Origin of the sequence: Aestuariispira insulae, assembly GCF_003385955.1 — a bacterium.
In the GTDB taxonomy this organism is placed as follows: Bacteria; Pseudomonadota; Alphaproteobacteria; order UBA8366; family Aestuariispiraceae; genus Aestuariispira; species Aestuariispira insulae.
This window is the reverse complement of record NZ_QRDW01000001.1, coordinates 1,186,441-1,211,354: the sequence shown is the minus strand read 5'-3', so window position 1 is coordinate 1,211,354 and position 24,914 is coordinate 1,186,441. Positions and strand designations below refer to the sequence as shown.

Below are 24,914 nucleotides of genomic sequence, written 5' to 3'. Positions count from 1 at the left end.
AGGTGCAACCGGTCGTTTTTTTTCACTAATTGAGGGCTGCCGGCGGGGAAAGGGCCTCTGGCATATGGGCGCGATAGCTGGGATCGATGTAGCGATCGAAGATATCTTCCAGGGTACCGTCTTCCGCCATGTCGGCAATGGCCTGATTGATGGCGGGCAGCAGCTGGACATTGGGATCCCCATTGCTGAAAGCGAGATGGACGTTATTGACGGCAACGGGGGGACGGATCGACCGGACGCTATCCAGGTTGTCTGTTTCCGCCAGCAGGTTCCATCCGGCGATTTCGACCGCCAGAAAGGCATCCAGCTTTCCTGCCTGCAGCTTGCGCAGGTTGCTCGCATCGTTTCTAACCTCTTCGACCCTGAACAGGCCCTGCTGGCGCAGGTGGTCAAAACGATCACCGTAGCTCCACCCCTGGATGGCTCCAATGGTCATACCGGTCAGATCGGACAAGGTGAACTTGTTGTTTTTAGGACGCTCGGTCGGCACGAATAACAGGATGGCATCACTGTGAAAGGGGCGGCTGAAAGCAAACACCTGATCACGCTCAGCCGTTCTATAGATGCCGCCTGCCGCCAGCTGACCGGTTTCCAGGCCCGCCAGGACCCGCCGCCAGGGGTAGGCCTTCAGGGATACAGGCTGATGGATACGGTTGAAAACCTCGCGCACAATCGCCGGATATAGGCCGGTCGCTTTGCCATTGTCTGAAAAACTGAAGGGCCGGCTGTCATGGTCAAAGCCGACCACGACGTGAACCTCCCTGGCCTCCGCGCCGGTTATTGAAATCCAAATGAACAGGAAAACCACAGCCATGGCTATCAGGCCTGCGGTGATCCTCGCTGTAAACCGTTCCAACATCATGGACGATAATAACACGGAGTGAGCACAAAAAAAATTGCCGGAAGCAAGGCTTCCGGCAAGTTGAACAGGGAGGCTTCACGTCTGGGAGACGTATGTCCGGCGGACGGCACAATCGGCTGGGGGCCGCAGCGTCTGCCGGGGTTGTTGCAACGCAACAACTGAAGCAGGTTGTATATAGGTACCACAGCCGCGATTGGCTAGAGCGATTTTTGCAAAGGAGCCATGCAAAAAAGCATAGCTCCCCTGAATTACGGTATTCTCCAAATTAAAGTGATATATATCAATGTACTAGGGAGAGGGGCCAATTTGTGATCCGGCCGGTTTTATCAGCGAAAATAATTGAACCCTTCTTGGAGGGAATCCGACTAACCTGTTGAGGGTGGCTCTGACAGGCTGCATCGGTTCGTAAAAGTTCAGGGGATTTATGATGTCAGGTTTAGGATTAGTGTTTGGGATCATCGTCCTGGGAGGCATTGCCGCCCTGCTGGCGGTGATTTTTCTCTATAACAAGCTGGTCTCCCTCCGCCAGCGTGTCCTGGAAGGCTGGAGCGGCATTGATGTGCAACTGAAGCGCCGGTCGAACCTTGTGCCCAACCTGATAGCGGCGGTGAAAGGTTACATGGCCCATGAAAAGGGGTTGTTGGAAGATATCACCAAGTTGCGGGCGCAATGTGTCGAGGCAGATACCGGTCCGAAAGATCGCCAGGCGATTGAAGGGGAGATGTCGACCGCGTTGATCCGTCTTTTTGCCGTGGCGGAAAACTATCCGGATCTGAAAGCCGACAGCACCTTCCTGGAATTGCAACAGGCCTTGGGGGAATTGGAAGACCAGATCCAGATGGCCCGCCGCTATTACAACGGCACGGTCCGGAATCTGAACATCCTGATCGAGAGCTTTCCGGCCAACCTGCTGGCCCAGCGTTTCGGGTTTGTAGCGGCGGATTATTATGAGGTGGAACATGCCGCCGAGCGTGCCGTGCCCCAGGTGGATTTCAAGGGGGGCGAATGATGATGCGTTTCCTTGCGGTTTTCTTCTTCGCGGCCCTGCTTTCCCTCGGCGCGCGGGCGGAAGAGCGGATCACTGATTTTGCGGTTGAGGTTGTAGTCCAGGCGGATGGCACCCTTCAGGTAACTGAAGAGATTGAGGTTCTCTCGGAAGGCCGGGAAATCAAGCGGGGGATCTATCGCGACATTCCCTTGCGTACGATCACGGCGGCCGGATTGAACCATGTTGCCGGTTTCGAGCTGTTGGATGTCTGGCGTGACGGGGTGCCTGAACCCTATTTCACCCAGGATCTGGCGGCGGGCATACGCATTTACATGGGGGAAGAAAGTGTTTTCTTGAAACCGGGCCGCCATCGTTATCGGATCCGTTATCTGACCGACCGGCAACTGATTCATGGTTCGGATCTTGACGAACTTTATTGGAATGTCACGGGTAACGATTGGGCCTTCCCCATCGACCAGGCCTCCATTCGTGTGACTTTGCCGGGCGGGATTACGATTCGCCAGCATGCGGCCTATACCGGTTACATGGGGGAACAGGGCCAGGATTTTGCCCTGGTTTTCCAAGGCGACAATGAAATGGCGCTGAAAACCACCCGGCGGTTGGAGAGCTGGGAAGGCTTCAGCATCGCGCTCGGCTGGCCAGCCGGTCGGATCAGCCGTCCGGACGCAAGCCAGGAATTTGCCTGGGTTGTGCAGGATAACCGTGGGCCGATCATTGGGATCGTCCTGTCTGGTTTCTTGGTCCTCTATTATTGGTTGGTCTGGCGCCGGGTTGGCCGGGATCCGGAAAAAGGCACGATCATCGCGCGTTTCGAGCCGCCAGAAGGTTTGTCGCCGGTTGGGGCGGGCACGATCTGGTACCGGGGCAACGGCGACCGCTTCCCTTCTGGCCGCGCTTTTTCTGTTGCCCTGACCAGTCTTGCGACCAAAGGGGTGATAACCTTGGAAGCGCTGGGCGGTGGACGTTATGAGGCCCGCAAGCTTTTGGAGCCGCATGGTTTGCCGGACGGTGAACGGGCCGTTGCCGAAAATATGTTTCCCAGCGGTAGAAAAATCACTTTTGGCAAGAAATATGATGCCCGGATCAGTCTTGCGCAGGATGCCTTGGGCAGCAGCTTTGGCAAGGAGTTTGAAAAGCTCTATTTCCGGAACAACTGGAAACAGTGGCTGGTGGGGGCGATCATGACCGCCATTGTTTCCCTGGCGACCCTGATGCTGGATGTTACCGATTCCAATAACCGGGCGATGGTTGCCTTCATGGTGCCGTTCGGGGCGGTTTTCTCGATCCCGAGCCTGTTTATCCTGGTGCGGCTGGTCCAGGGCATACCGCCCATGATCCGGCGCGGCAGTGTCGGCAGCTGGTTCGCCATGATCTTCATGCTGCTGATTGCTTTTGCCTTTCTGGGGCCGGTCGGCGCGATTTTCTATTTTGTATCAGATACGGTATCGCCTCTTGCCATGATCGTGGCGCTGTTGCCTGTGCCGGTCACGGTGGCCTTTTATCACTGGATGAAGGCCCCAACGCTGGCCGGGCGCGATATGCTGGATCAATTGGAAGGATATCGACTTTATCTGACCGTCGCGGAGGAAGACCGTCTGAATATGGCGGGCGAAGGTCAGGAAATCACGGAGGCGCTTTTTGAAAAACACTTGCCCTATGCCATGGCCATGGATGCGGAAGATGCCTGGACCGAGCGGTTTTCGGAAAGTCTGGCCCGCAGCGGGCATGACCCGGCGGCGGCAGGCAGCTATCAACCCCGCTGGTACAAAGGGGACAACAGACCCTGGCGGTCCAGTCTGGGCGGCGGCCTGTCCAGCAGCCTGACCGGGGCGGCCTCGAAGGCCGGATCCCGACCATCGAGCAGCTCTGGCAGCTCGTCTGGCGGCGGATCTTCCGGCGGTGGCGGCGGCGGTGGTGGCGGCGGTGGCTGGTGATGGATCAGGGAGAGGGATCATGAAACGCGAACTGTTGATCATGCTCTATCTGACCATCCCTTTCCTGCTGGTTGGATCGGTTTTCTTCCTCCTGGGCAAGACCACAGGTGACGGCCCCTGGAAGGCATTGGGATATCTGATCCTGATGGGCTATACGGCGATTGCCTGGACTGTGGTGATGGTCGGTTATTCCAGCTGGATCCTAATGCGGGACGGTTTCCAGGCCAGCAGCTGGCCCGCCATGGTTATTCCAGGGTTGGTACTGATTTCCGGCGTTTATTGGGGGATCAGTACCTTCCTGGCACATCATGGCGAGGGAAAGGCCCGGACCTTCATTGAAGAATTTGTTGCGGCACGCGGAACCGAAAAAGACCGGTTGGTGTCGGAAAACCGCGCCCTGCTGGAAAAGGGCGGGGATGTCATGCGCGAGACGATCGCCTTCAGGATCGGCTATAATCCGGAGCCGGTCTATGGTCGGCGGTCGCCCGACGATGGCGAGCGGATGCGCATGTTGGAAATGCTGTTGCAAGGGGGGCTCCGGGTGGATAGGCGTCTGTTTTACGCGCTGGTGGCCGACCAAGGCGACCTGGTGGCGGCCAGTGTTCTGGTGCGTTTCATGAAGGCGGACCACCGTCAGGACCAATCCTTTGCCGCGATGGTTCCAGACCATGCCTTTAAGCATATTCTTGGCCGGTCACGGGCATGCTCGTCAGAATTGGCGGATGGGCCAACCATCCGATATCGAGGGGTCCTTAAGCATCTGATAGAAGAAATCCAGCCTGATCTGTCGGAATTCCCTGAAACGGTTCGGAAACAACTCGACTGTTTGAAGGTCGGTCAGGATTAATTTAACAAAACGGTTAAATTAAATTGACACGAACATTATTCCTAGATTATTTAACGCTTGTGTTAAATAAATGAAGGAGGGTGATGTTATGTCTGTTCCCGTCATTGCCGAACAACAGGAATGGCTGAAAGCAAGGCTGGCCTTGCTGGAAAAGGAAAAACAGCTTACCCGTGACCGGGATGAGATCAGCCGCCTGCGCCGGGAGCTGCCCTGGGTTGCCGTGAAGGAGGATTATCGCTTTGAGACCGAGAATGGACCGGAGGCTTTATCCGGATTGTTCAACGGAAAAAGCCAGCTGATCATTTATCATTTCATGTTCGGGCCGGATTGGCAGACGGGCTGTGGTGGCTGTTCTTTCTGGTGCGATCATTTTGAAGGTTTGATTGTGCATCTGGCAGCCCGGGATATCGCTTTTGTCGTGGTATCCGAAGCGCCGATGGAAAAGATCCTGCCTTTTAAAGAGCGTATGGGCTGGACCTTCCCCTGGGTCTCGTCCGCGGGCAGCCGGTTCAACGCTGATTATCAGGTGGGGTTCACCGACCGCGCGGACAAATCCGATCCGGTTTATTATAACTATCGGGAGACATCATTCCCGGTGGATCAGGCACCGGGTGCCAGTGTCTTTGCCAAAGATGGCAAAGGCGGGCTCTATCACACCTATTCCACCTATTCCCGCGGTTTGGATATTCTGAACACCGCCTATCACCTGATGGATCTCACGCCCAAAGGCCGGGATGAGGATCCGGAAAATCCGTCCAGCTGGCTCAGGCATCATGACCGCTATGATCAATAGCGGGCAAGCACATCTGGTATGTCGCGGAAATCATCCAGCTGATGGCTGGGACTCAGGCTTTCCAGAGGCACCCGGCAATAGCCGAATGTGAGCAGGATGGTGGGCAGATTTGCCGCTTGCCCGGCCAGGATGTCATTTTCGCTGTCACCAATCATGATGGCGTTGGATGAGGATTTGCCCATACGGTCCAGCAGGCCGGTCAGGTGGCCGGGATCGGGTTTGCGGACGGCGAAACTGTCGCCGCCTGCCACATCCTTGAAATACCGGCTGAGATCCATTGCATCGAGGATCTGTAAGGTGGGTTTGATCGGTTTATTGGTGCAAACCGCCATTGCATAGCCGTCCGCCAGCAGGCGATCCAATGTTCCAACGACACCGGGATAAGGAGCTGTCTTATCTGTTGCACAGGCCGAATAAATCTCGAGGAAATCCGCCAGCAGGCGATCCAGGTCGCCGACCAGCCCCCCGGTCGCCTCGAACGCGCGCTCAACCAGTTTGCGGCTGCCATCGCCGACCAACTGCTTGGATTCTGCCGCGCCGACCGGTTCCCGGCCATGTTTTTTCAAGGTCGCATTCAGCGCATTAAAAATGTCTGGATGGCTGTCGATCAAGGTGCCATCAAGGTCGAAAAGCAGGGTCGGGCGAGCGGTCATGGAGAACACCGGATTGGTTTAGGGGGGAACTTGTCCCACCATTCCCGAAATGGCCGGATCACACAACGCCAATCACGCAGTTCAACCAACCGTTAGATGGTCTGCCAGGAAATCCAGCACCGCTCGGATGCGCGGACTGTGGCGCAGGTCCGGATGGGTGAGCAGCCAAAGATCCGTGTTCCAGTCGGCATTGGGTTTTTCCAGGCGGGCCAGCTCTTTGCAGGGGTCGCCCAAAAAGGTTGGCAGCAGCGCCAGCCCCAAACCCGATCTGGCCAGATGGAAGGCGGCATGCAGACTGTTCACCCGGATGACCGGCTCAATGTTGGGGCAGGTCTGGCTGAGCCAGCGCGCGGACCGCAAATGACCCAGCGAATCCTCAAATCCGATCCAGGGCAGGTCTTCCAGGTTGATCCAGTCATTCCGCTTCAGCCGTTGCTCCGCCGCGTAGATTGCCGTCTGGATCAGGCCTAGCCTGCGTCCGACCAGGGTTTCCGGCGGGCTGTTGGTCGGGCGCAGCGCGATATCCGCCTCGCGCCGGTTCAGCATCATGGCCCGGCAATCCACCAGGATCTCCAGCTGGATCCGGGGATAGACCTGGTGGAAATCCGCCAGCAGCGGCATGAGCCGGTCATAAAACAGGCTGTCGGTGGTGGTCAGGCGCACCCGCCCTTCCGGGGCAAGCTCCGCTCCGGCCAGTTTGCGTTCCAGCCCTGCCAGCTGCCGATCGATATCGTCTGCCAGGCTGGCGATCTGCTCGGCTGCCGGGGTCGGGTGATAGCGCTGGTCCGCCTTGGTGAAAAGCGGATAACCCAGGCTCTCTTCCAGGTCGCGCAGCTGTCGAAAGATGGTGGAATGATGCAGGCCCAGCTTTTCGGCTGCGTCCGCCATGCGGCCGCTTTCCGCGAGGGTCCTGACCAGGTGCAGATCTTTTGATTGGAACATGGGTATATTCTTTGCATTTGTGCAAATCAATGTTGAAAATATACAGATATTATTTGTAATCACGCAAGCATATATCTTCTGCATGAACTTTCAGGAGGAAGAGATGCAAGAAGAGATTGAACTGGTCAGCTTTCCGCTTTGCCCGTATGTGCAGCGCTCAGCCATCGTGCTGGCGGAAAAAGCTATTGCCTTTCGCCGCACGGATATTGATTTGTCGGACAAACCGGCCTGGTTCCAGGAGATATCGCCGCTTGGCAAAGTGCCGCTGCTGCGCCATCGGGGGGCGGTCTTATTTGAATCCTCGGTCATTTGTGAATATCTCGATGAGGTGACGGCGGGCAGCCTGCATCCGGAAAACCCGCTGGAAAAAGCCCGGCATCGAGGCTGGATGGAATATGCCTCCAGCACGCTGAATGATATTGGAAGCCTCTACAACGCGGCGAACGGGCAATTGCTGGATCAAAAAGCGGCGGCCTTGCGGGAGAAATTCACCAGGCTGGAGGGTGAAATCAAGGGGCCACTTTTTTCGGGGGCAGCGTTCCGGATGGTGGATGCGGCCTTTGCGCCGGTTTTCCGTTATTTCGACGTGATCGACGGCCTATACGATCATGGCATTCTGGACGGGCTGGACCGGACACAGGCCTGGCGCAAGGCATTGTCTGAGCGCCCATCTGTTATCGGTGCGGTGCGGCAGGACTATCCGCAACTGCTGTTGGCTTTTTTACAACGCAAACCCACCCAGTTAGGTCTGATCGCGCGGGACCTGGCGGCTTGACGGTGTTTCAGGCAGGGCTTTGGAGGATCCAGGCCAGGCCCTGCCTGTATTGATCAAGGCCGGGGGCGTTTGCCAAGCCTGCCGATCTTGCAGCGGCGGCAGAGAGGGCGAAGCCATGGGTGTAATCAACGATCACATCGCGCACAAGCTGTCCTTTGCCCGCCAAAGTGAGGAGGGATTGCAATTGCACGGTCAGCTGTTCCAGGGGGCCAGGATAGTAACGCAGAGGATCGGAAAATACGATCTGAACCAGCCTGGGATGGGCGAGAACCCGGCGGCAATAATCCGACATCAAGGCCAGTATTCTCTCTGATGGGGACTGGTTGGGATTGATTTCTTCCATCTGATGAAAGACTGAAAGGACCATCGCCTTCAGGAGATCTTCACGGGTACCGATGTGATGGGCAAGCGCCATGGGTGTGACGGACAGCTGCTTTGCGAGGGATCGGAAGGAAATCCCCTGGGGTCCCTCTGCCTCGATCTGCCGCAGGGCCAGATCGGTGATTTTGCGGGCGGAGAGGTCAGATCTGCCTTTTTCCGGGCGTGCCATATCAATCTTCCTTCCGGCTGGCGTTATCCAACCGGTAGTGGTGCTGTACCAGCCCGGATTTGAACGTCCGGCTATCCAACAATTCAAGGATGATATCGTCGCCATCATGGCCAAACAGCGGCAGGCCTGATCCGATGAGGAGCGGTGCGATGGTGAGAGTGATCTCTGAGATCAGCCCGTCCCGCAGGAAAGAACGCACCAACCGGCCGCCATCCACATAAACCTGCCGCCAGCCTTTTTCCGCAAGGGTGGCCATGGTCCCGGCCGGGGATTGCCGGCCAATTTGGACCCGGTCACGCAATTCCGGCGGAATGCTGTCGATTGTCAGGTTTCCGCTCATCACCATGACCGGCAGGCGATAGGGCCAGTCACCAAAACCGAGCACTTTTTCAAAGGTTGCCCTGCCCAAGACGATCCCATCCATCCGGCTGATGAAATCATCATATCCGTGATCTTCATGGGCGCTGTTAAACGGCATCAGCCAGTCCAAACTGTGGTCGGGGCGGGCAACAAAGCCATCCAGGCTGCATGCCATAAAAACGAAACCAGTGCACATGAACCAATCTTTCTCTAAAAATTATACATTGTATAAATAATTTCTTGCGGGAAACCAAGGCAAATATGACGGGCCTGGATAAAGGTTGCTGGCATGGGATGGACGGGGGCAAAAAAGACTGTCAAAGTTCCGGCAATGAAAAACAACAGATGCGGGACAGGGCATGACGGATATTCCAGTTTTCAAACCACAATCGGGCATGGATTTACCGCGCTTTGCTGGTATCCCGACCTTCATGCGGTTGACCCATGTGAAACCGACCGACGCCCTGGCCAGGGACCATGTGGATGTGGGCATAATCGGCGTGCCCTGGGATGGCGGCACCACCAACCGTCCGGGCGCGCGCCACGGGCCGCGCCAGATGAGGGATCTCTCCACCATGATGCGTAATGTGCATCATGTCAGCGGCATCAAACCTTTTGACCTGGTTCGCTGTGCGGATCTAGGCGACAGTCCGGTCAATCCAATCGAGATCATGGACACGATTGAGCGGGTGGAGAATTTCTATAAATCGGTGAAGGCGTCGGGCATCACCCCGCTTACCGCAGGGGGGGATCATCTGATCTCCCTGCCGGTGATGCGCGGCATTTATGACGGCACGCCATTGGGCATGGTGCATTTTGATGCCCATACCGATACTTGGGACCGATATTTCGGGGACAGCCAATATACCCATGGCACACCGTTCCGGCGGGCGATTGAAGAAGGGTTGCTGGATCCCAACCGCACGATCCAGATCGGTATTCGCGGGTCACTCTATACGCCCGAAGACAAGGATTGGGGGCTGGAGCAGGGCATCCGGGTGATGGAAATTGAAGAATGTTTTGACCTCGGCCCCGAGGCCATCATCGCCGAGGCCAGGCGCGTGGTCGGCGATGGCCCGACCTATATCAGTTTTGATGTAGATGCCCTGGATCCGGTCTATGCGCCGGGTACGGGCACGCCGGAGATCGGCGGGCTCACCACCCATGACGCGCAGCGCATCCTGCGCGGGCTGCAGGGGCTGGATCTGGTCGGCGCCGATGTGGTGGAAGTTTCCCCGCCCTTCGATCCCAGCGGGGCGACCGCCCTGGTTGGCGTGACCATGATGTTTGAAATTCTCTGCCTGCTGGCGGACAGCATGGCCACGCGGGGGCGGGTCAAGGGCAATTGAGCCTGCTTTTCTGAGCACCGGTTGCATCGAAATTATCGGACCGCAGCCACCGTTCCATTTCGGCTTGGATCGCGGGCCATTCGCTGTCCAGGATTGAGAACCAGGCGGTGTCCCGGTTGCGACCCTTATAAATGCCTGCCTGGCGGTGGATCCCCTCCGGGGTGAAGCCCAGGCGGCGTGCGGCCTTGCAGGATTTTTCATTCAGCGCGTTGCATTTCCATTCATAGCGGCGATAACCCAGGGAAAAGGCCTGGCGCATCATCAGATACATAGCCTCGGTCCCGGCCGGGGTTTTCTGCATCAGCGGGCTGTAATTGATGTGGCCCACCTCAATGGATCCCATGGCGGGATTGATCCGAAGATAGCTGGCCACACCAGTCACTTTTCCAGTGCCGAGATCAATGATGGCATAAAAGAAAGGATCTGTGCCGCCACTGACGGAGGCAATCCAATCGGCATAGGCGGCCTCGCTCTCAAAAGGACCATAGGGTAGATAGGTCCAGATCGCTCCGTCTTCATCACTGGCATTTGCCTGAAAAAGACCGGTCGCATGATCCGGGCGCAGGGGCTCCAACCGACACCAGCTACCTTCAAAGGCTTCATCTGTGGGGCGGGGACAGGCTTTCCAGCCGGGCACCGGTGCATCCAGGGGTTGTCCCAATTCATTTGTCTCATAGGCCATAAGAATACTCTTCACTGTCAAGGGATACACAGCGGAAGATCAGTAAAATTGGCCCTGAAAGCCAGATCCAATTCCAATCAACTATTGGGGCCAATTTCAGGTGCGGTATTGAGGGCATGGAACTGGACGGGCTGGGTCTTGCCCCGCACCACGACTTCATGCTGATCCCCTTCCGAAACGTTGATCCCGCCCGCCTGGGCTGCCTTGTCGGAGAGGATGAAAGGCACCCCATATTCCTTGGTCAGGCTCTCCAACCTTGCAGTCAGGTTGATATTGTCGCCAATGGCGGTCAAAAGCTGGTTGTTGGGTGGGCCCATGGGGCCGACGATGGCTTCACCGAAATGAATGCCGATGCCCATTTTCAATGGCTCGGGCAATTCGCTCGATAATTGTTGGTTCAATCCTTCCAGGCGCTCCAGCATGCGTTTTGCGCCACGAACCGCATTGCGGATCGCCACTTTCACCTGGGTGTCATCCTTATCTTCCTCAAGCCCATAGAGCGCCATCAGGCCGTCCCCGTTGAACTGGGCATAGTGGCCATTGGTTTCCTGGATCGCCAATGTCATTTCGGCGAAAAACTGGTTCAGGATGAAAAGCACATCATAGGGGAGCTTGTTTTCGCCCAGCTTAGTTGAACCGCGCAGATCGATAAACATGCAGGCAACCCGGGTTTCCCGGCCCTCCAACCCGCCCGGACGGCGGCCATCGCGGGCGCTGGCATTGGGCGGCAGCAGGGGCGCGATGGTCAGATTGGAGGTTGGCCGCAACTGGCAGGCCAATCGGACTGATTCCAATGCATGGATGCGGGTTAGCGCCCGGCCTTCCACCTCGTCCGGGGGCGGCAGATTATCCCCGCCTTTGATCACCCGGATCCGGCAGGTGGTGCAGCGGCCACGGCCACCGCAAATAGCGGCATGGTCGACCGAATGGTCACGCAGGACCTCCAGGATGCTAGCGCCGTTTTCAATGCGATAGGCCCGCCCGTCCGGCAGGGATAGCCGGGGGGCGCTTTTAAGATTGACCGTCACCTGTCGGGCGAAGCGGGCGACGAACGGCAACAGGATTACCCCGATCAGAACCATCCGGGTTTGAAAGGCGAGATCCGTCAGCGCGGCAATGGTATCCGGCGTGAGTTTGGATACGGCCAGAATGGATTCTACATAGCCCGGCATCAAGGTCGCTTCTCTGGTTTCAAGGCCTGATGCGATATAGCCGGAAAGTGAGAGGGTTGGATAGGCCACCGCCAGAAGGCCCAGAAGACGCCGCCATTTGGCGTAGCCTTCCTTGGTGCGCAGCCAATAATGAAGGCCGATGCAGGCATGGGTCCAGACCACCAATGTGGCGGCGAATTGCAGTATGCTTTTGCCCGGAGCCGCAACCCACAGGGCCATCAGAACCCAATAATAGCTGGGTTCGGTGTCGTATAGCGGTTCGGACAGCCCCATGGCGACCACATGTTCCGCCAGCAGGATTGGAATGGATAATCCCATGGCCAGCTGTGTCCATTCCCAGCCGGAAAGTCTCAGCGTGCGCCGGGAGTAAAGCGAATGGAGCGCCAGGACCGCATGGGTCAGCAAGGAAGCCAGCAGAAGGAAACCGCCCAGCAGATTTTGCCAGGGTGCCAGGAAGATCAGGCGGGCCTTATCCATGGCGGCGACCGAATGCAGCCCAAGCATATGGTTGCCCAGATGGCAGATGACAAAGAGAAACAGGATCAGGCCACTATAGAGGCGCAGGTTGGAATAGATCATCGGCCTGTCTGACTTTTTTGCTGCGGGGATTTTATCATAGCGGCATTTTCGGTTTTATTGTAGGCAGTTAAACAGTTTGTGTAGTCAATGGCGGGATGAGCGGCAATGCTTGATCAGGAAATTCAGGGTTTCATAGAAAAAACCGATGCGTTTTACCCGGCGGATGCGGTCAATCATTCGATCCCGGAACAACGGCGCTGGTATGATGCTCTGTGCCGTGAATTTGCAACCCCCCGGCCCAAACGGGTAAGCGCGCAAGATGAGATCCTATCCCTGCCGGGCCGCCAGATCGGGCTGCGCCGCTATCGGCGCGAGGATCCGAATGACTGTGCGGTGATCCTGTTCCTCCATGGCGGCGGTTTTGTCCTGGGTGGTTTGGAAAGCCATGATGATCATTGCAATGAGATCTGTGATCGAACGGGCCTGGATATTGTCGCGGTGGATTACCGGCTCTCGCCGGAATTCACCCATCCAGCAGCTTTTGATGATGCGCTTGCCGCCTTTGACCATGTGGTGGCGCTGGGGAAGCCGATCATCCTGGTCGGGGACAGCGCCGGTGGCACGCTTTGCGCGTCTGTTGCTCAGGCCAGGAAGGCCCATACTGGCACAGCGCTATTCGGTCAGGTTTTGATCTACCCCTCACTCGGCAGTGATCTTGAAACGGGATCCATGATCAGCCAGTCGGAGGCACCGGGTCTGAGCACGGCGGATGTCGCTTATTATTTCAAAATGCGCGCGGGTGGCGAACCGCCGTTGGAGGATCCGACATTCTGTCCGATGGCGGCAGAGGATTTTTCCGGGGTGCCGCCAACCATCATGATGGCCGCGGAAGTGGACCCGCTCTGCGATGATTGCGTCCTCTATGCCGGTCGGCTGGCGGAAGCCGGTGTGCCGGTGCATGCCCAGGTGGATCAGGGGCTGATCCATGGCCATCTGCGGGCCAGGCGCATGAGCGCGAAGGCGGCAAAAAGCTTTGACGATATCTGCCACGGTATTGAAATTTTGGCCGCGGGTGACAGCCTGGAAGCACTGAAAAAACGCTGATGAATAAGAAAAAGCCCCGGAAAATCCGGGGCTTTCTCCAACGAGTTTGCAGCGCGGACCGTTAATGGCCGGCTGATTCCATTTTTCTGTGTTTGAGGACATTTTCCAGCCAGCCAAGCTCCATTTCCGGCACGGAAGAGAGCAGCAGGTCGGTATAATCATCAAACGGCGGTTCCAGCACCTGGGATTTCGGTCCGAACCGGACCAGCTTGCCCATATACATCACCGCAATGGAATCGGAGATCGCCCGAACCGTGGCGATATCATGGGTGATGAAAAGATAGGCAACTCCAGTTTCCTTTTGCAGCTTCAACAGAAGCTTCAAGATGCCGTCGGCGACCAGCGGATCGAGGGCGGATGTCACCTCGTCACAGATGATCAGGTCCGGTTTGGCGGCAAGGGCGCGTGCGATACAGACACGCTGTTTCTGGCCACCGGACAATTCGGCCGGATAACGATCATAAAAGTTCTCGTCCAACTCGATCTTCTTGAGCAGTTCGATCACCTGCTTGCGTTTCTCGCGGCCTGTAACACCGAAATAAAACTCGATCGGGCGACCGATGATCTGACCGATGGTTTGACGCGGGTTCATGGCCGTGTCCGCCATCTGGTAGATCATCTGCAAAGACCGCAATTCTTCTTTCGAGCGTTGTTTCAGCTCTCTTGGGAGCTGTTGGCCCTTGAAATAGATATCCCCGGTTTCCTGGGGCAAGAGGCCGGTGATCACCCGGGCCATGGTGGATTTTCCGGAACCGGATTCCCCCACGATTGCCAAGGTCTGGCCCTTGTGCAAATGCATGGAAACATCATGCAACACCCGGATGGAATTGGAATAGGAGGCCGTGATGTTCCGGCAGTTCAAAACCGGCTCCGCATCCAGCTCTCCGCCTTCTTCCTTCAGGATCGAACGCACCGAGACCAGGCTCTTGGTATAGTCCTCCTGCGGGTTGTTGATAATCTGGTCAACGGAACCATATTCCACCATCTCACCATTGCGCAGCACCATGATATCATCCGAGATCTGGGCGACGACCGCCAGATCATGAGTGATATAAAGCGCTGCGGTGCCGGTATCGTGAATGGCATCCTTGATCGCCGCCAGAACATCGATCTGAGTGGTCACATCCAACGCGGTTGTCGGTTCGTCAAAGACGATGAGATCCGGCTTGGAACAAAGTGCCATGGCGGTCATGGCACGTTGCAGCTGACCCCCCGACACCTGATGGGGATAACGCCGCCCGAAATTATCCGGGTCCGGCAGGCCCAGCTTGGCAAAGAGATGATCGGCAAAGGCCTTGGCCTCGGATCTTGAGCTGAGGCCATGTTCCATGGCGGCTTCGATCACCTGGTCGCCCAACCGGTGGGCCGGGTTGAAGGAGGCCGCTGCCGATTGCGAAACATAGGCCACCTTGCGGCCGCGCACCTTGCGGATTTGGTCATGGGAATGGCCGAGGATCTGTTCCCCATCCAGCCACACTTCGCCACCGGTGATCTCCACACTGCCACGGCCATAGGCCATGGAGGAAAGACCGATGGTGGATTTTCCGGCACCCGACTCCCCGATCAGGCCCAAGACCTTGCCCTTTTCCAGGGTGAAGGAAACCCCATGGACGATCTCAATGTCATAGGGTTTTTCGCCCGGCACCTGGATGGTGGCACCAATCTTGAGGTCGCGTACATCCAGAAGAAGATTATTGTCAGCCATCAGCCGCGTCCTCCCTTCAGGCTTGTGGTTCGCTGCAGGATGCTGTCCACCACCAGGTTGACGCAGATGGTGAGTGTCGCGATGGCGGCGGCGGGGATCAGGGCGGCGGGAATGCCAAAGACGATACCGTCTTTATTTTCCTTCACCATGGAACCCCAATCCGCTTCCGGCGGCTGAATGCCCAGCCCCAGGAAGCTGAGCGTTGCCAGGAAGAGGACCGCAAAAGCAAAGCGAAGCCCGAATTCCGCAAACAGCGGGGAGAGTGCATTGGGCAGGATTTCCCGGAAGATCACCCACATTTGTTTTTCACCGCGCAGCCGTGCCGCCTCGACAAACTCCATCACCTCGATATCAACCGCAACCGCCCTGGAGAGGCGGTAAACGCGGGTGGAATCAAGAACGGCCATCACCAGGATCAGGGTGATGATATTGGCCGGCAGGACCGACAAGACCACCAGAGCGAAAATCAATGTCGGGAAGGACATCATCATATCGTTGAAACGGCTCAAAAGCTGATCGATCCAGCCTTTCATCACCGCGGCAAAGAAACCGAGGAAGGTGCCCATGCAAAAAGAGATGACGGTTGCCGCACCGGCGATGAAGAAGGTGTTGCGTGCGCCATAGATCAGACGGGTTAGGAGATCACGGCCCAGTTGATCGGTGCCGAACAGAAACTGCGCGGAAACAGGCTCCCAGCCTTCGCCGACAATTTCAGTTTCTCCATACGGAGCGATGATGGGGGCAAACACGGCGGACAGGGCAAAGACCAGGAATCCGATCAGGCCAATTTTCGCGCCGAATGACAGGGATTTAATAAATTTCATGGGCCCGCCTCACTTAGGATGTCTGAGACGCGGGTTGGCGATAATAGCCAGGATATCCGCAGTCATATTGAGCAGGATGTAAGTGGCGGCAAAGATCAGGCCACAGGCCTGAACAACCGGCATGTCCCGTTTGATCACATGGTCGACCATCAATTGGCCCATGCCCGGATAAACGAAGATCACCTCAACGACGACAACCCCGACAACCAGATAACCCAGGTTCAGCATCACCACGGTGATGATTGGGGCAATGGCGTTGGGGAAGGCATGGTGGAAAATGATCTTGAAGGAGCTCAACCCCTTCAATTCCGCTGTTTCCACATAGGCAGAGGACATGACGTTCAAAATCGCAGCCCGGGTCATGCGCATCATATGTGCCAGCACCACCAGGGTCAGCGTGGTGGCCGGCAGGGCAACTGCATAGAGTTTTTCCATGAGGCTCATCCCGGAATGCACAAGGGCATTGGACGGGAACCAGCCCAGCTGCACAGCCACAAAATAAATCAACAGATAACCGATAAAAAACTCCGGCAGGCTGATCGCGCCCAAGGTGGACATGGAGATCGCCTTGTCGATGAATCCGTCTTTGTAATGCACGGCGATCATGCCAAGCAAAACCGCCAAAGGCACGGACATGACTGCGGCGACACTGGCAAGGAAGAAAGTATTGCCAAGCCGGGTTCCGATCATGGAGCCAATATCTTGTTTATTCGTCAAAGAGGTGCCGAGATCGCCTTGCAGGATCCCGCCAACCCAGTCGAGATAGCGAACATATGCCGGTTGATTAAGTCCTAATTCCTCCCTCAGGTTGGCCAGGGACTGCTCGGTGGCGGACTGGCCGAGAATACTTTGCGCCACATCGCCCGGCAGCATTTCAGTGCCGATGAAGATCACGAGCGAGATGGCGAACAACAGGACGATGCCCAGCGCTAGGCGCTGGGCAATCATCCGAATCAACGGGTTGGACAACATTATGCCTGACCGATCAGGCTTCCAACCAGCAGCGGATCGCTGCATAGCCGTTGGACAGCGGGGACGGACCGGAGGGATCGCGTACATAACCGCCGACATTGTTGGAAACGGCGTCGATGAAGTCGTTGAACATCGGGCAGATCAAGCCGCCTTCGTCGCGGACCAGCATGCCGGCCTCTTTGTAAAGCTGGGTACGCTTGCCTTTGTCCAGCTCGGTCCGGGCCTGTTTGATGAGGCCGTCGAACTGTTCGTTGAAGAAGCGGGTGTCGTTCCAATCCGCGCTGGAAACATAGGCGGTGGAATACATCTGATCCTGAACCGGACGGCCGCCCCAATAGGAAGCGCAGAAGGGCTGCACGTTCCAGACGTTGGACCAGTAACCATCGGCCGGCTCACGCTGGATTTCCAACTCAATGCCGGCTTTTGCGGCGCTTTGCTGGAACAGGATCGAGGCATCGACCGCGCCCGGGAAGGCGGCATCGGAGGTGCGCAGCAGAACCTTGCCGGAATGGCCGGATTTCTTAAAGTGATGCGCTGCTTTGTCCGGATCATAGGTCCGCTGTTCGATGTCATCGGAGAAGAAGCTGTAGGCGCTGTTGATCGGCATATCGTTACCGACGGAACCGTAACCGTTCAGGATACGTTTCACCATGTCTTCACGGTCGATGGCATACTTCAACGCCAGGCGCAGGTCGCGGTTGTCGAACGGCGCGGTGTTGCAATGCATGATAAAGACATAATGGCCGCGGCCCGCGGTGTTTTCCACCGTGACGTTCGGGATGCGCTCAACCAGCTTCACAATTTTCGGCTCAACACGGTTCATCATGTGGATCTGGCCGGATTGCAGCGCGGACATACGCGCGGTGCTGTCCGCCATCAACAGGATTTCCATGCTGTCCACATGACCCACTTCCGGGTTCCAGTGGTTGGCGAATTTGGTGGCGGCATAGCGCACGCCATGATCGGCTTCTTCAACTTTGTAAGGACCGGTGCCGATACCGGCATCCGGCTTGTCCATGCCGCCATTGGGCTGGATCACCAGATGGTAATCCGCCATCAGGTAAGGGGTGTCGGCATTGCCTTCCTTCATGGTGATGACGACGGTGTTCTTGCCGTCAGCCTTGATGCTGTCGATCCCTTTCACAATGCCACCGGCACCGGATTTGGTTTCTTCGCCGGAATGGCGCTGCAGGGTTTTAACGACGTCTTCCGCTTCCAGGGTCTTGCCATTGTGGAATTCAACACCCTGGCGCAGTTGGAAGGTCCAGGTCTTTGCGTCCGCGGACCCTTCGAAAGATTCGGCCAGCATTGGCTGGATGGAACCGTCCGGGTTGGTGGTGACCAACAATTCACCCCAGGATTTGGAGAAGGCGGTGCCCATGTCGGATGTCAGGGTCGCCGGGTCCAGGCTGTCGGTGGTGCCGCCGCCGACAAGACCCAGTTTCAGGGTGCCGCCCTTTTTCGGGCCAGCCGCCTGAACGGCGCTGTTCATCAGCGAGGTTGCGAAAGGCGCGGCGACGCCCAACGCTGCCGCGCGACCGAGAAAGTCGCGGCGTGACAGGCGGCCCTTGGCAACCATCTTGCTGAGATAATCGAGTTCTTTCGACATTGTAGTAATGCTCCCTACCGGTTTTTTTATTGAACGTATGATTAAGAATAACCGAAGCAAGGTCGGTTTGTCATTCAGACTTTTCTAAAAACGTCTCCCGTGCCTGTTGTAGCGTCTCTGTTCGGCCCTGATTTTTTTTTATAGGCCTTTTCCCCAGCCTTAAAAAACTGCGTTGCTAATGATCAGCATACTTTTAGTTTTACGTCGCGTAGTGTCATCTTTGCGTCGCTCGGGTTTCATTCTTGTTTTTTTCAACCCGATTAGATAGGGGCCTCTATTATGCGCTTGCGATCCAATTTTCAAAGGGGGTCGCTCACAAAGAATCTGACGCCTTAGGGTCAGAATAATTTAAAAGGGTTTTCGGGATGGGCAAGGCGATATTGATGATCATTGACGGGCTGGGCTATTCCTATTGCCGTCGTTTGCTGGGCAATGTGGAAGGCTGGGTTGCGCGCGGTGACGCCCGGGTCTGGAAAGGCCAGTCGGTTCTGCCCAGCACATCGGGGCCCTGTTATGCCAGCATCCATACCGGCCTGGATCCGCAGGATCATGGGGTTTTGACCAATGGCCATACCGGCCGGGTGGCACAGCCCGATATCTTTTCCGAGGCGCGCAAGGCGGGCTTGCGAACCGGCGCGATCGCGCATTCCTATTTTTCAGACTATTTCCAGCGCAGTCCGTTCGACCCGCTGGAAGATTTGGAAGTGGATGACGAAAACGCACCAATCCAGCATGCCCGTTTTTACACCATGGCCGGCGAAGGCGGGGGAAACCTGGCCATTCCCAGCGATTATGACCTGATGGCGCTGATGACAATGATGATCAAGCGCAAGGCGCCTGATTACATCCTGTTCCATTCCAGCACGACCGATTCAATCGGCCATGCCTATGGTGCGGACAGTATCCAGATGGACCAGACCGCCTATACCATTGACGGCGCGATTTCGACCTATCTGCCCCACTGGCTGGAACAGGGCTATGAGGTTTTTATCACCGCCGACCATGGCCAGTCCGGGCGCGGCCATCATGGCGGCACCGAGGATCTGATGCGCGATATCGCGATCTATTATTTCGGCCAGGCCGAAGGGCCGCAACAGGACGCGGTGATCAGCCAGCGCGCCCTGGCCCCGACCATTTTGAGCCGTCTTGGCGTGCCGGTGCCGGACAGCATGAAGGAACAACCGTTCCTGGTGTAAATGGATGGATTGGCGGATCCCCGGGTCAAGCCCGGGGATGACATGTATCTTTACCTATTTTCGTCATTGCCGGGCCTGACCCGGCAATCTGCCTGAAACGGGTCAAAGCCAATCCCGCGGGATGGTTTCCTTCCAGTGTTTTTCGAAGATGCGCTTATCATCCTCGAAAGCTTCCAGGCTGGCGCTGATATGGAAATGGGTCTCGTCACTCCACATACCAAGTTCGGTGGCGGTGCGCACATGCCAGCCCTCCCGGATCAATTCCTGGGTCCAGCTGGTCTCCATATTGGCGGAAAGCGGATTGTCGGGATGGATCCGGTAAACCTCCCGTGCGGTGGAACCGGTGGCAAGGCCTGTATCCAAGTCCCGGCCCAGGCCGAAATCATCCTCGATGGTCAGGATGCTGACTCCGGATTCCATATCCTTCATCACGGTCCGGCTGTTGCTGGCTTCCCGCAGGGTTTCGCGCTGCTGCGGGCTGGCCCCTTCCGGCGGCGGGAAATCCACATTGTCGGTCCGGGTCTCCATGCGCATGGGCAGTTCCAGGATGCTTTTGCCAGGTTCAATGGTGATGGTGACCGGTTTGGGCGATGGCCAGACCATCGGCCAATAGGCGGTGGAAAGCGATAGGCGCAGATGATGCCCCTTGGGCAGGCGGTAGGCGATGTCGTCCAACTGAAGGCGCAGCCGGACCGGCTTACCCACCGGCATATCCTCCGGCCGGTCATGGCCCTGTCGGTGGCACAGGTTCAGTAGGCCGTAAGTGATCCGGCTTGAAGCGCCGTCAGGACCAACATCACAGAGCCTGGCGGCAATGAGGGCCTTTGGTTGATCCACGGCCACTTCCAGATCCAGCACCGGCGCGCCGAACAGCTCGATATCCTCAACCGCCGGCGCACCGTCAAAGCAAAGCGATCCCGCATCATCCACCCTCTGGTCGCCCGGCATGTCGGCGCCCATCCAGATTGGGCAAAACTCGCCGCTGGCCTGGCCGGTATCCTGCGGGGATCGGTAATGCATGTCCCGCCAGGGATCGGCGGTCTGCTGCAGCAGGCCGTGATTGAGGAAGAAGGGCAGCATCTGGATATTATCGGATGGCCATTCCGGTTCCGTGACCCAATGGCCGGGCCGTTCGGAATAAGAGGTTTTGGGCGCGATTCCGTCCATCATATAGGCGGTGTAGGTGGCATCATGCATGACGCCGGTCTCAATGCCTTTCAGCCATTTGTCCCACCAGCGCAGTGCTTCCTGCAGAAAGCCGATCCGGGGTTCGGGCGTTGCGAAATGCGGGTATTTATGGATCCAGGGGCCAATGATGCCGCGGGCCGGGCTTTTCAGGTTGGACAGCAGGCGCGGGATCGCATTGGAATAGGCGTCGGCCCAGCCGCCAACCGCCAGAACGGCAGCGGTGATCTTGGCATAATCCTCACAGACGGATCCGTGTTTCCAATAATCGTCGCGAGTCTGGTGGCGCAGCCACAGATCGCTCAGCAGGGGCTGATTCTCCAGCCGCTCCAGCCAGATCTCGCGCCATTTTTCCCCGACATGGGCCGGGTCGGGCGGTCGAGAACTGTAAGACAGCATGGTTGCGCCCCAGCCCAGATTTTCATTCAGTAGGCAGCCGCCTTTGTAATGGATGTCATCGGCATAGCGGTCGTCGGTGGAGCAGAGCGTGATTACCGCTTTCAAGGCTGGCGGCTGCATTGCGGCCACCTGCAGGCCGTTGAAGCCGCCCCATGAAATGCCCATCATGCCGACATTGCCATCGCACCATACCTGGTCGCACAGCCAATTGATCACTGATACCGCATCATCCAGCTCCTGCTGGCTGTATTCATCTTCCATCAGGCCGTCGGAATTGCCGTTTCCACGCATATCGACCCGGATGCAGGCATAGCCATGGCCGGCCATATAGGGATGGGTCAGATTGTCCCTGGCCCTTGTGCCATCGCCCTTGCGATAGGGCAGATGTTCCAGGATCGCTGGGACAGGCGCTTGTTCAGATCCTTTCGGTTTCCATAGCCTTGCGGCGAGTTGCACACCATCGGGCATGGGGATCCAGATATTTTCAAATTCCTCCACCTCGTGTTGGAAATCGGTGATGGTTTGCATGGGCTGCCCTGTCTGCTGGTATTTTACTGTTTGCGAAATCATGCGGTGATCTTTTCCATGGGGCAATCGGGAATGAGAACAGTTGTTGAAGTTTTTTCCGCGCTCCTGTCAAATCCGGGGCGGGATCGGATCAGAAGCAGGGATGGAATGTGATGCGCAGTCTTCAGGAAATCAGGGACATGGCGGTTGCCCACAAGGGCAGTGACGCGGCGGTGGAGGCCCTTATGCCGGAGGGGCGGACAGCGGAAGAGATTGCTGCCCTCGGTGATGACCGTTTGCTTGCTGAAATGGCCAAGCGGATTTTCCAGTCCGGATTCGTCTGGAAAGTGGTGGAGGCGAAATGGCCGGGCTTTGAAAAGGCCTTTGATGGGTTCCATGTGGGCCGCGTGGCCTCGCTCAATGATGAAGAGATTGAGCAGCTTCTCTCGAACAAGGAGATCATCCGCAACGGGCAGAAGATTGTCGCGGTGGTCAAAAAAGCGCAATTCCTGATGGAACTGGCCGGTGAGCATGGTTCCGCCGCCAAATTCATCGCCGACTGGCCGGGGGAGGATATCGTCGGGCTCTGGGCGCTGCTTAAGAAAAGGGGCACGCGGCTGGGGGGCAATACGGGCCAGTATTTCCTGCGTTTCATCGGCAAGGATACTTTCATCCTGAGCCAGGATGTGGTGCGTGCCTTGATCCGCGAAAGCGTGATCGAGAAGGAGCCGACCTCACAAAAGGCGCTGGCCGCAGTTCAAGACGCATTCAACGGTTGGCAGCGGGAGAGCGGCCTGCCGCTGGCCCATATCAGCCGCCTCCTGTCCCTGTCGGTGGGGTGAGGGCGGATCCGGTTCACCTAGAGAATGTCGATCGGCACTTTGAGATAGCGGTTGCCCTGATCATCGGCGGGCGGGAAATGCCCCGCGCGCATATTGACCTGGAGCGAGGGGATGATCAGGTCCGGCATATCCAGCTCCCGGTCGCGCTCGGTGCGTTTCTTGATGAAATCGTCGCGGCTGTTGCCGGCACCAGCGTGGATGTTGTTGGCTTTTTCCTCTGCAACCGTGCTTTCCCAGGCAAAACCCCTCTCATCAGTGCCATAATCATGGCATATGAATAGGCGCGTCTGGTCGGGCAGGGTGAAGATCCGCTGGATCGAATCATAGAGAGTTCCGGCATCACCACCGGGGAAATCCGCTCTGGCGGAGCCGCTGTCGGGCATGAAGAGCGTATCCCCAACAAAGGCCGCATCGCCGATGATATGGGTCATGCAGGCCGGTGTATGCCCCGGCGTGGAAAGGGCGAGGCCGGTCATGCTTCCGATCTTATAACGCTCGCCTGGTTCGAAGAGATGGTCAAACTGGCTGCCATCCCGCTGAAATTCCGTGCCTTCGTTAAAAACCCGACCAAAGGTTGCCTGAATGACGGTGATGTTTTGCCCGATGCCGAGCCTGCCGCCCAGCTGTTGCTGGATGTAGGGCGCGGCCGACAGGTGGTCGGCATGGACATGGGTTTCGATCAGCCATTCAAGGCTGAGGCCTTCTGCACGGATATGGCGGATGATCTTATCTGCGTTTTCAAAGGAAAGGCGGCCCGCGGCATAGTCGAAATCCAGGACCGGGTCGATGATGGCGCAGGCCGAGCTTTCTGGATCCCGCACCACGTAACTGACGGTATGTGTGGCCGGGTCAAAGAAAGGTTTGACCTCTGGCTGGATCATTAAATCGGTTGAAACGCTGTTTGTCATCACCCGGTCCCTGGAAGGAAATGCCATTTAATTAGATAAAACTAATATAATGAAGGATACCGGATTATACAAGATTATCAGGCGGGGCGATAATATCCCGGCTGTTTCGCACAATGCAGAATTCTTCGTGAAGATTGGTAAGGGAAGTGTCGTGGATCAGCTGAGAGTCAAAGACCCGGCCATCCAGACCGGTCCGGTCGAAGGTTGCGCAGGCATCTCCGGCCAGCTGCACGTCAAAGCCCATATTGCCAGCCATACGGGTGGTGGTGGAAACGCAATGGTTTGTGGTCAGACCGCAAATCACCAGATCATTGATCTTTGCCCGGCGCAGGCAGCCGTCCAGATCGGTGCCGATAAAGCCGCTATTCATGCGTTTGGCCAGCTGGATTTCACCTTCGCGCGGGGCCAGCAGGGGAATGATCTGGCCACCGGATTTCTCCATGTTCAAGGGGCTTTCCGGGTTCAGGCTGTGATGGCTGACATAAATCACCGGCAAATCTTCCGTGCGCCAGTGATCCAGCAGCATTTTGGCATTTTCTTCCGCCGCGGGATTGTTGCGGTTGCCGCCCCAATAATCCCAGTCGTCAAAGCCCACCTGCCAGTCGATCATGATAAGGGCGGTTCTATTTGTTTTGGTCATGCCGAAACATCCTTGGTTAATCGGGTTCAGGCCCTTAAGATCGGCGGGAATCGGCGACGCCTCAATATGATGATGCCGCCAAATTTGACCTGTTTTCATGTCGAATCCACTAACCGCTCATGTCCCAAAACGAACATGTCCCGAAAAGTACTTGATCCACGAGATTTGAAACTGCTCTCCCTGTTGGAAGCAGATGCGCGCCTGCCGATCAGCGACCTTGCCCGGGCGGTCAACCTGTCGCCGACCGCCGTGCGCCAGCGCCTCGCCCGGTTGGAACGGGATGGTGAGATTGCCGGTTACACCATCCGGCGGCCCCCCCTGGCGGCGGATAACAAGACAACCGTGGTCATGTCATTGCGGCTGACCGGGTCGCGCTGCAAGGCATTGTTTGCCGATATCGGCCACCTGACCGAAATCCGCAAATTCTGGTCTTTGGCAGGCGACGTGGATGCCTGCCTGATCCTGCAGGTGCCGGATATGGCGCGCCTCCAGGAAATCACAGAGATGATCAGTGATCATCCGGTGGTGGACCGGATCCAGTCCCATGTGGTGATCGAAACCCATCGGGATGAATGA

At 57.0% G+C, this 24,914-nt stretch carries 24 protein-coding genes; 10 read left to right on the top strand and 14 right to left on the bottom strand.

Translation table 11 applies throughout. The annotated features are described in order from the left end of the window. Window positions 1-25: 25 nt before the first annotated feature. Window positions 26-862 (bottom strand): substrate-binding periplasmic protein, encoded by an 837-nt coding sequence (locus DFP90_RS05930; RefSeq protein WP_147300943.1) that lies wholly within the window; start codon window positions 860-862, stop codon window positions 26-28. Between the two features lie 424 nt (window positions 863-1,286). Here DFP90_RS05930 and DFP90_RS05925 point away from each other — a divergent pair, with 424 nt between their 5' ends. The 4 genes from DFP90_RS05925 to DFP90_RS05910 all read left to right on the top strand — a co-directional run bounded on the left by DFP90_RS05925 (window position 1,287) and on the right by DFP90_RS05910 (window position 5,445). Then, complete coding sequence (locus tag DFP90_RS05925) at window positions 1,287-1,871, top strand: LemA family protein (protein ID WP_245956972.1); 585 nt, start codon at window positions 1,287-1,289, stop codon at window positions 1,869-1,871. Continuing rightward, window positions 1,868-3,805: a DUF2207 domain-containing protein gene (locus DFP90_RS05920; RefSeq protein WP_115935446.1), complete on the top strand. Its 1,938-nt coding sequence runs from the start codon at window positions 1,868-1,870 to the stop codon at window positions 3,803-3,805. The genes DFP90_RS05925 and DFP90_RS05920 overlap by 4 nt, the downstream gene beginning before the upstream one ends. Before the next feature lie 19 nt (window positions 3,806-3,824). After that, complete coding sequence (locus tag DFP90_RS05915; RefSeq protein WP_115935445.1) at window positions 3,825-4,652, top strand: hypothetical protein; 828 nt, start codon at window positions 3,825-3,827, stop codon at window positions 4,650-4,652. Window positions 4,653-4,740: 88 nt separating this feature from the next. Next, window positions 4,741-5,445, top strand: coding sequence for a DUF899 domain-containing protein (locus DFP90_RS05910; RefSeq protein WP_115935444.1), 705 nt, complete (start codon window positions 4,741-4,743; stop codon window positions 5,443-5,445). Here DFP90_RS05910 and DFP90_RS05905 read toward each other — a convergent pair. Next, on the bottom strand, window positions 5,439-6,098 hold the full coding sequence (locus DFP90_RS05905; RefSeq protein WP_115935443.1) for an HAD-IA family hydrolase: 660 nt from the start codon (window positions 6,096-6,098) through the stop codon (window positions 5,439-5,441). The genes DFP90_RS05910 and DFP90_RS05905 overlap by 7 nt on opposite strands. A gap of 81 nt (window positions 6,099-6,179) precedes the next feature. Beyond that, window positions 6,180-7,040, bottom strand: a complete 861-nt coding sequence (locus tag DFP90_RS05900) for a LysR family transcriptional regulator (RefSeq protein ID WP_181905209.1) — start codon at window positions 7,038-7,040, stop codon at window positions 6,180-6,182. Between the two features lie 103 nt (window positions 7,041-7,143). Between DFP90_RS05900 and DFP90_RS05895 the strand changes: the two genes are divergently transcribed. Continuing rightward, window positions 7,144-7,815, top strand: a complete 672-nt coding sequence (locus DFP90_RS05895) for a glutathione S-transferase family protein (RefSeq protein ID WP_115935549.1) — start codon at window positions 7,144-7,146, stop codon at window positions 7,813-7,815. A gap of 7 nt (window positions 7,816-7,822) precedes the next feature. On the opposite strand, the gene DFP90_RS05890 is transcribed toward DFP90_RS05895, so the two are convergent. Together DFP90_RS05890 and DFP90_RS05885 are read right to left on the bottom strand one after the other, a co-directional pair. Further along, a complete protein-coding gene (locus tag DFP90_RS05890; protein WP_181905208.1) occupies window positions 7,823-8,365 on the bottom strand; it encodes a TetR/AcrR family transcriptional regulator in 543 nt (180 codons plus the stop codon). 1 nt (window position 8,366) lies between these two features. Beyond that, a complete protein-coding gene (locus tag DFP90_RS05885) occupies window positions 8,367-8,921 on the bottom strand; it encodes a dihydrofolate reductase family protein (protein WP_115935440.1) in 555 nt (184 codons plus the stop codon). A 163-nt stretch (window positions 8,922-9,084) separates the two neighbouring features. Here DFP90_RS05885 and speB point away from each other — a divergent pair, with 163 nt between their 5' ends. Further along, window positions 9,085-10,074 carry an agmatinase gene (gene speB, locus DFP90_RS05880; RefSeq protein ID WP_115935439.1) on the top strand — a complete coding sequence of 330 codons (990 nt, stop codon included), beginning with the start codon at window positions 9,085-9,087 and terminating at the stop codon, window positions 10,072-10,074. On the opposite strand, the gene DFP90_RS05875 is transcribed toward speB, so the two are convergent. Both DFP90_RS05875 and DFP90_RS05870 read right to left on the bottom strand, forming a co-directional pair. After that, window positions 10,061-10,756, bottom strand: coding sequence for a GNAT family N-acetyltransferase (locus DFP90_RS05875; protein ID WP_115935438.1), 696 nt, complete (start codon window positions 10,754-10,756; stop codon window positions 10,061-10,063). The genes speB and DFP90_RS05875 overlap by 14 nt on opposite strands. A 77-nt stretch (window positions 10,757-10,833) precedes the next feature. Next, a complete protein-coding gene (locus tag DFP90_RS05870) occupies window positions 10,834-12,507 on the bottom strand; it encodes an adenylate/guanylate cyclase domain-containing protein (protein ID WP_245956971.1) in 1,674 nt (557 codons plus the stop codon). Between the two features lie 105 nt (window positions 12,508-12,612). Between DFP90_RS05870 and DFP90_RS05865 the strand changes: the two genes are divergently transcribed. Further along, window positions 12,613-13,551, top strand: a complete 939-nt coding sequence (locus DFP90_RS05865) for an alpha/beta hydrolase (RefSeq protein WP_115935437.1) — start codon at window positions 12,613-12,615, stop codon at window positions 13,549-13,551. Between the two features lie 61 nt (window positions 13,552-13,612). Here the strand turns inward: DFP90_RS05865 and DFP90_RS05860 are convergent, their stop codons facing one another. Genes DFP90_RS05860 through DFP90_RS05845 form a run of 4 tightly spaced genes read right to left on the bottom strand, consistent with a single transcriptional unit; the run spans window position 13,613 to window position 18,661 of the window. Next, entirely contained in the window at window positions 13,613-15,256 is a 1,644-nt protein-coding gene (locus DFP90_RS05860; RefSeq protein WP_115935436.1) for an ABC transporter ATP-binding protein, read from the bottom strand. After that, window positions 15,256-16,080: an ABC transporter permease gene (locus tag DFP90_RS05855; RefSeq protein ID WP_115935435.1), complete on the bottom strand. Its 825-nt coding sequence runs from the start codon at window positions 16,078-16,080 to the stop codon at window positions 15,256-15,258. Before DFP90_RS05855 ends, DFP90_RS05860 begins: the two co-directional genes overlap by 1 nt. Window positions 16,081-16,089: 9 nt before the next feature. Continuing rightward, window positions 16,090-17,052, bottom strand: coding sequence for an ABC transporter permease (locus tag DFP90_RS05850; RefSeq protein WP_115935434.1), 963 nt, complete (start codon window positions 17,050-17,052; stop codon window positions 16,090-16,092). A gap of 13 nt (window positions 17,053-17,065) precedes the next feature. Then, window positions 17,066-18,661: an ABC transporter substrate-binding protein gene (locus DFP90_RS05845; protein WP_115935433.1), complete on the bottom strand. Its 1,596-nt coding sequence runs from the start codon at window positions 18,659-18,661 to the stop codon at window positions 17,066-17,068. Between the two features lie 365 nt (window positions 18,662-19,026). On the opposite strand from DFP90_RS05845, the gene DFP90_RS05840 reads away from it, so the two are divergent. After that, window positions 19,027-19,857, top strand: a complete 831-nt coding sequence (locus DFP90_RS05840; protein WP_115935432.1) for an alkaline phosphatase family protein — start codon at window positions 19,027-19,029, stop codon at window positions 19,855-19,857. A 102-nt stretch (window positions 19,858-19,959) separates the two neighbouring features. Here the strand turns inward: DFP90_RS05840 and DFP90_RS05835 are convergent, their stop codons facing one another. Beyond that, complete coding sequence (locus DFP90_RS05835; protein ID WP_245956970.1) at window positions 19,960-22,011, bottom strand: CocE/NonD family hydrolase; 2,052 nt, start codon at window positions 22,009-22,011, stop codon at window positions 19,960-19,962. Window positions 22,012-22,121: 110 nt separating this feature from the next. Between DFP90_RS05835 and DFP90_RS05830 the strand changes: the two genes are divergently transcribed. Further along, window positions 22,122-22,790 carry a DNA-3-methyladenine glycosylase I gene (locus DFP90_RS05830; RefSeq protein WP_115935430.1) on the top strand — a complete coding sequence of 223 codons (669 nt, stop codon included), beginning with the start codon at window positions 22,122-22,124 and terminating at the stop codon, window positions 22,788-22,790. Between the two features lie 17 nt (window positions 22,791-22,807). Here DFP90_RS05830 and DFP90_RS05825 read toward each other — a convergent pair whose 3' ends face one another. Together DFP90_RS05825 and DFP90_RS05820 are read right to left on the bottom strand one after the other, a co-directional pair. Then, window positions 22,808-23,698, bottom strand: a complete 891-nt coding sequence (locus DFP90_RS05825; protein ID WP_115935429.1) for an MBL fold metallo-hydrolase — start codon at window positions 23,696-23,698, stop codon at window positions 22,808-22,810. Window positions 23,699-23,762: 64 nt separating this feature from the next. Then, a complete protein-coding gene (locus tag DFP90_RS05820) occupies window positions 23,763-24,338 on the bottom strand; it encodes a cysteine hydrolase family protein (protein ID WP_115935547.1) in 576 nt (191 codons plus the stop codon). A gap of 135 nt (window positions 24,339-24,473) precedes the next feature. On the opposite strand from DFP90_RS05820, the gene DFP90_RS05815 reads away from it, so the two are divergent. Then, the gene (locus DFP90_RS05815; RefSeq protein WP_181905207.1) at window positions 24,474-24,914 is read left to right on the top strand and encodes an Lrp/AsnC family transcriptional regulator; all 441 of its coding nucleotides are present in this window, start codon (window positions 24,474-24,476) and stop codon (window positions 24,912-24,914) included.

What these genes read in the sequence shown, in the direction of transcription:
- DFP90_RS05900 (WP_181905209.1), bottom strand. Translation starts at nt 7,040, where the DNA reads ATGTTCCAATCAAAAGATCTGCACCTGGTCAGGACCCTCGCGGAAAGC.
- DFP90_RS05820 (WP_115935547.1), bottom strand. Translation starts at nt 24,338, where the DNA reads ATGACCAAAACAAATAGAACCGCCCTTATCATGATCGACTGGCAGGTG.
- DFP90_RS05815 (WP_181905207.1), top strand. Translation starts at nt 24,474, where the DNA reads ATGTCCCGAAAAGTACTTGATCCACGAGATTTGAAACTGCTCTCCCTG.
- speB (WP_115935439.1), top strand. Translation starts at nt 9,085, where the DNA reads ATGACGGATATTCCAGTTTTCAAACCACAATCGGGCATGGATTTACCG.
- DFP90_RS05860 (WP_115935436.1), bottom strand. Translation starts at nt 15,256, where the DNA reads ATGGCTGACAATAATCTTCTTCTGGATGTACGCGACCTCAAGATTGGT.
- DFP90_RS05825 (WP_115935429.1), bottom strand. Translation starts at nt 23,698, where the DNA reads ATGACAAACAGCGTTTCAACCGATTTAATGATCCAGCCAGAGGTCAAA.
- DFP90_RS05875 (WP_115935438.1), bottom strand. Translation starts at nt 10,756, where the DNA reads ATGGCCTATGAGACAAATGAATTGGGACAACCCCTGGATGCACCGGTG.
- DFP90_RS05855 (WP_115935435.1), bottom strand. Translation starts at nt 16,080, where the DNA reads ATGAAATTTATTAAATCCCTGTCATTCGGCGCGAAAATTGGCCTGATC.
- DFP90_RS05870 (WP_245956971.1), bottom strand. Translation starts at nt 12,507, where the DNA reads ATGATCTATTCCAACCTGCGCCTCTATAGTGGCCTGATCCTGTTTCTC.
- DFP90_RS05905 (WP_115935443.1), bottom strand. Translation starts at nt 6,098, where the DNA reads ATGACCGCTCGCCCGACCCTGCTTTTCGACCTTGATGGCACCTTGATC.
- DFP90_RS05885 (WP_115935440.1), bottom strand. Translation starts at nt 8,921, where the DNA reads ATGTGCACTGGTTTCGTTTTTATGGCATGCAGCCTGGATGGCTTTGTT.
- DFP90_RS05865 (WP_115935437.1), top strand. Translation starts at nt 12,613, where the DNA reads ATGCTTGATCAGGAAATTCAGGGTTTCATAGAAAAAACCGATGCGTTT.
- DFP90_RS05915 (WP_115935445.1), top strand. Translation starts at nt 3,825, where the DNA reads ATGAAACGCGAACTGTTGATCATGCTCTATCTGACCATCCCTTTCCTG.
- DFP90_RS05895 (WP_115935549.1), top strand. Translation starts at nt 7,144, where the DNA reads ATGCAAGAAGAGATTGAACTGGTCAGCTTTCCGCTTTGCCCGTATGTG.
- DFP90_RS05835 (WP_245956970.1), bottom strand. Translation starts at nt 22,011, where the DNA reads ATGATTTCGCAAACAGTAAAATACCAGCAGACAGGGCAGCCCATGCAA.
- DFP90_RS05925 (WP_245956972.1), top strand. Translation starts at nt 1,287, where the DNA reads ATGATGTCAGGTTTAGGATTAGTGTTTGGGATCATCGTCCTGGGAGGC.
- DFP90_RS05830 (WP_115935430.1), top strand. Translation starts at nt 22,122, where the DNA reads ATGCGCAGTCTTCAGGAAATCAGGGACATGGCGGTTGCCCACAAGGGC.
- DFP90_RS05910 (WP_115935444.1), top strand. Translation starts at nt 4,741, where the DNA reads ATGTCTGTTCCCGTCATTGCCGAACAACAGGAATGGCTGAAAGCAAGG.
- DFP90_RS05890 (WP_181905208.1), bottom strand. Translation starts at nt 8,365, where the DNA reads ATGGCACGCCCGGAAAAAGGCAGATCTGACCTCTCCGCCCGCAAAATC.
- DFP90_RS05840 (WP_115935432.1), top strand. Translation starts at nt 19,027, where the DNA reads ATGGGCAAGGCGATATTGATGATCATTGACGGGCTGGGCTATTCCTAT.
- DFP90_RS05930 (WP_147300943.1), bottom strand. Translation starts at nt 862, where the DNA reads ATGATGTTGGAACGGTTTACAGCGAGGATCACCGCAGGCCTGATAGCC.
- DFP90_RS05845 (WP_115935433.1), bottom strand. Translation starts at nt 18,661, where the DNA reads ATGTCGAAAGAACTCGATTATCTCAGCAAGATGGTTGCCAAGGGCCGC.
- DFP90_RS05850 (WP_115935434.1), bottom strand. Translation starts at nt 17,052, where the DNA reads ATGTTGTCCAACCCGTTGATTCGGATGATTGCCCAGCGCCTAGCGCTG.
- DFP90_RS05920 (WP_115935446.1), top strand. Translation starts at nt 1,868, where the DNA reads ATGATGATGCGTTTCCTTGCGGTTTTCTTCTTCGCGGCCCTGCTTTCC.